The sequence below is a fragment of the Pseudarthrobacter kochi genome (assembly GCF_055412805.1).
In genome coordinates, this window is record NZ_JBVAYV010000096.1 from 1 (window position 1) to 3,301 (window position 3,301).

Annotated in this window: 5 protein-coding genes; 3 read left to right on the forward strand and 2 right to left on the reverse strand. The window is 63.6% G+C overall.

All coding sequences use genetic code 11. The features are described from left to right. Nucleotides 1-947 precede the first annotated feature (947 nt). A complete protein-coding gene (locus ACZY0Y_RS19710; protein ID WP_463959917.1) occupies nt 948-1,568 on the reverse strand; it encodes a DNA-binding protein in 621 nt (206 codons plus the stop codon). A 169-nt stretch (nt 1,569-1,737) separates the two neighbouring features. Between ACZY0Y_RS19710 and ACZY0Y_RS19715 the strand changes: the two genes are divergently transcribed. Continuing rightward, the gene (locus ACZY0Y_RS19715; RefSeq protein ID WP_463959918.1) at nt 1,738-2,148 is read left to right on the forward strand and encodes a hypothetical protein; all 411 of its coding nucleotides are present in this window, start codon (nt 1,738-1,740) and stop codon (nt 2,146-2,148) included. 46 nt (nt 2,149-2,194) lie between these two features. On the opposite strand, the gene ACZY0Y_RS19720 is transcribed toward ACZY0Y_RS19715, so the two are convergent. Continuing rightward, entirely contained in the window at nt 2,195-2,377 is a 183-nt protein-coding gene (locus tag ACZY0Y_RS19720) for a helix-turn-helix domain-containing protein (protein ID WP_463959920.1), read from the reverse strand. On the opposite strand from ACZY0Y_RS19720, the gene ACZY0Y_RS19725 reads away from it, so the two are divergent. Next, nucleotides 2,352-2,771 (forward strand): MarR family winged helix-turn-helix transcriptional regulator, encoded by a 420-nt coding sequence (locus ACZY0Y_RS19725; protein ID WP_463959919.1) that lies wholly within the window; start codon nt 2,352-2,354, stop codon nt 2,769-2,771. The genes ACZY0Y_RS19720 and ACZY0Y_RS19725 overlap by 26 nt on opposite strands. Nucleotides 2,772-2,884: 113 nt before the next feature. Next, on the forward strand, nt 2,885-3,196 hold the full coding sequence (locus ACZY0Y_RS19730) for a histone-like nucleoid-structuring protein Lsr2 (RefSeq protein ID WP_463886714.1): 312 nt from the start codon (nt 2,885-2,887) through the stop codon (nt 3,194-3,196). Nucleotides 3,197-3,301 lie beyond the last annotated feature (105 nt).

A 3,301-nucleotide genomic window follows, 5' to 3' on the forward strand; every position in this document is an offset into this window, starting at 1 on the left:
CGGCCAGCTTCCCAGCTCCCCCGTTGTTTTTTTGTTGCTGGCAAGCTCGCTTGCTCGGCGGCCGACGGAGGCCTGTCTACCGCAGGCAAGGGGAAGGAAATTCCTGGAGGACATCAGCGACGCAGGAGCGCCGGAGGGACATTTCCTGCACCGCAGGCCCCGACGAAGGAGGGGCTGGACGGGCTGGAGCGGGACGCCTAGAATCCGCAGGACAGCAACACAAAAACGTCGCAGACGTAAGGAAGGGCCAGGGTCACCGGAGCCCTGCGACGGCGAACCTGGACCCAACAGCCGGCCGCGCCAGCGGACGCCCAATAACTGGTTGGAGCGCAGCGGAAATCAGGGCCTTGCTAAGGTGGATCGGTCCCGCCGGTTGCAGGTACTTCTCCCCCGAGTGGACCTCCTGGCGGGGCTTGTTCAGGCAAGGGGACAGCACATGGGGTTACGGAGTATTTTCAGGAAACGCCCGGCAACTGCGGGCACGGCTGATGCCACGCACGCTACGGCCGGCCCGGAGACTCGGGAGCCCCTGACGGCAGGACAGCTCAGGGACCTCGAAGCCGCATGGGCCGAGCTCGCGGCCGGCCCAGGAGGCATCGGAGCTGACGAACTTCCATGCCTGCACCCGCACGGACCGGCCTTGGATCGAGGACCCGGCAGCGGTCAGGGCGGTAGCGGCGACGCTGCGGGAGTTCCCCGCGGCGGAAGTGCAGCCGCCAAGGTAGCAGCGGCAGCCCCAGCCGACGGTGGCGGGGGCCGCCCCGCACCGGTCTGCGAGTCCTGCCCGAACAGTGCCGTGGAAACAGGCCCCGGCAAGAGGTCGTCGAGACCGCCAGGGCTGTCAGTGACAGCACGAAGTTCACGAGAGTCAGCGGTTCCGTCAGGGGCCTGTTGCCTCCCCCTTCAAGAGGCCAGGGAAGTCAGCCAGGGGCTCTCTCCCGCGGAGTTCAGAGCTGGGGGCCGCCGCCACTGGTTCGCTTGGCCCGGTCATTCTTGGCCGGGGTTTCCGGCACGATGCGCTGCAGGAGCGCGTCGTGCGCCTTTTGCAGCGTCTCTGCCCGGGCCTCGGCCGCGGCCAGCCTGGTAGCTGCGCCGGCTGCGGTGTTGCTGGCCTGCTGTTCGGCTGTACGTGCCTGCTCCAGCTGCGCCTTCATCGCCGCGGCCTGGGTATCCAGTGAGGTAATCCGTGCAGTGAGCTCGGTGACGGCCGCGTCCTTCTCGGCGCCTGCTTTGTCCAGGTCAGCGACGAGTTCGGAGATCTCCAGTCCCAGGTCCTTCTTCTCCTGCGCCCAGACCGCTTCCGCGGCGGCGTGCCGCTCATTGGCCAGGGCGGACGCTTCGGCCCAGCAGGCCCCCGCCAGGCGCGCGGCCTGTTCCAGCACCGCGGCCGGCGTCGCGGCAACCTGCCCGCCCGCGGCCTGCTTCTCCTCAACCCACTCCTTCAGGTACCGGGTGGCATCGGCGTTGCTCACACCCGCCGCTGCCCGCACCGTCGACACGGTAGGCCGGCGCTCAGCGCTGATCTGCTCCGCAGCAGCAAACACACGGTCTTTCACACTCAACGCCACGGCGACAACCTTCAAAACAGTAGTAGGAGTAGTAGTAACAAAACTACTACTACTCCTACTACTTGGCAATACCGCCGGCCGAAATGCCTCATCGGCTTGTCTTTCCGCCAGCTCCGGGGGCCCGGGCGGGAGGGCCTGGACCGGGCCCGTTCCGGCCGCCCTTCAAGGGGTGCACGACATCATTCGAAAGTATCGCAACACCACCATTGCGCACTCACAATCAAATCTGGTCCTGCCGCTGCCTGTTGCCATCTTGGATACCGAGGGGCAAGGGGTCGATGTCATGGGTGTGTCTGTCATCCATTCGATGCCACTAGCCGTGGCCGAAAGCTTCGCCAACCTGATCGGTGAGATGGAAGGAATTGTAGAACTTGCAACGCCACCACTTCTGGAGCGTCTGCGGACCTGGCTGATGGACCAGGACCCGGAAGCTATCGACGGTTGGGAGCTCCCGGAAGTCATCCATGCCATTGACTCGGAGTTCACGGCTGCACACCGAAGAAAACGAATACCACGTTTCACTAGCTACTGGCGCATTGAGCAGCCCGGCGAAGAACTGCCTGAACACTTCTCTGGGTAGGTACCCGCTGACATACCCCTATCCGTGCAGTCTGCACCCTCCTGGTCTATAAGAGGTATCGGTAGACGGTGGCGCGGGAGACTCCGAGCATCTTGCCGATGTCGGAGGCGCTGATGCCTTCGACCGCCGGTCCGGTCCCGGCAGTGATCTTCCGGGGTTGCGCGTGGCCGCTACTGTGGTTAGGGGGAAGGAAGAAGGTACACGTGAATACAGCACACTGGACTACCAGTCGCCTGTTGAGTACTGCCGCCCGGCTGACCGCACATCAGCAGAACCTGCGGCTGATCGACTCCGACGTCAACCAGACAGGGGAAACCACGCTGAAGGCGCTGTCAGACAGTGGCCCGGTCAGCCAAACCGGGCTTGCCGTCCTGGTTCATGTCCAGGCCCAGACCATGGGGAAAATCCTCGAGAAGCTGGAACTCAAAGGACTCGTTTCCAGAGTCCGCAGCACACGGGACGGCCGTTCCATGCGCACCCGCATCACGGAGCGTGGAAAGAACGTGCTGCAGCGCATCGACCACCTGAATCGGGATTCGGCCGAACCTGCCGGACCTTCGGACCAGGTCCTGCGGGATGAACTGATCAGCATCATCACCCGTCTCGAAACCACTCCAGCCTGACGAGGAACCCCGACGCAGGTTCGGGCTACCGGTCCTCGCGGAACAGTCCCTCTCCGACGTTGTTGGAGTCCCGTGCCTCTGAGCAGACAACCCCGAAGACCTATGCTTTTCATATGGCACAAAGAGTAGTAACCATTTTAGAAGACGACTTCGACGGCTCCAAAGCAAGTGAAACACTTTTATTCGCCCTGGACGGCGTCGAATATGCAATCGATCTCAACGATGCTCATGCGAGCGAACTGCGTGAAGCATTCAGCCGCTACACCAAAGCAGCCCGCAAGACCGGCGGCCGGGCTCGGCCAGCCCGTCCAGCCTCCTCCAATGCCCGCGAAGTCCGGCTGTGGGCGGCCGAGCAAGGCCTGCCTGTCAATACCCGCGGTCGCATCCAGGGAGACATCATGGAAAAGTACGAAGCAGCGCACTAAGCCTCGATCCACCGGTTGTGTTTGATGGGGCGGGGTCGTTCTGATCTAGGTCTGGGTTCGGTCGGTGGGCATGACGGGGTTCCCGGCCTTGCTGCCGGTGGTGTT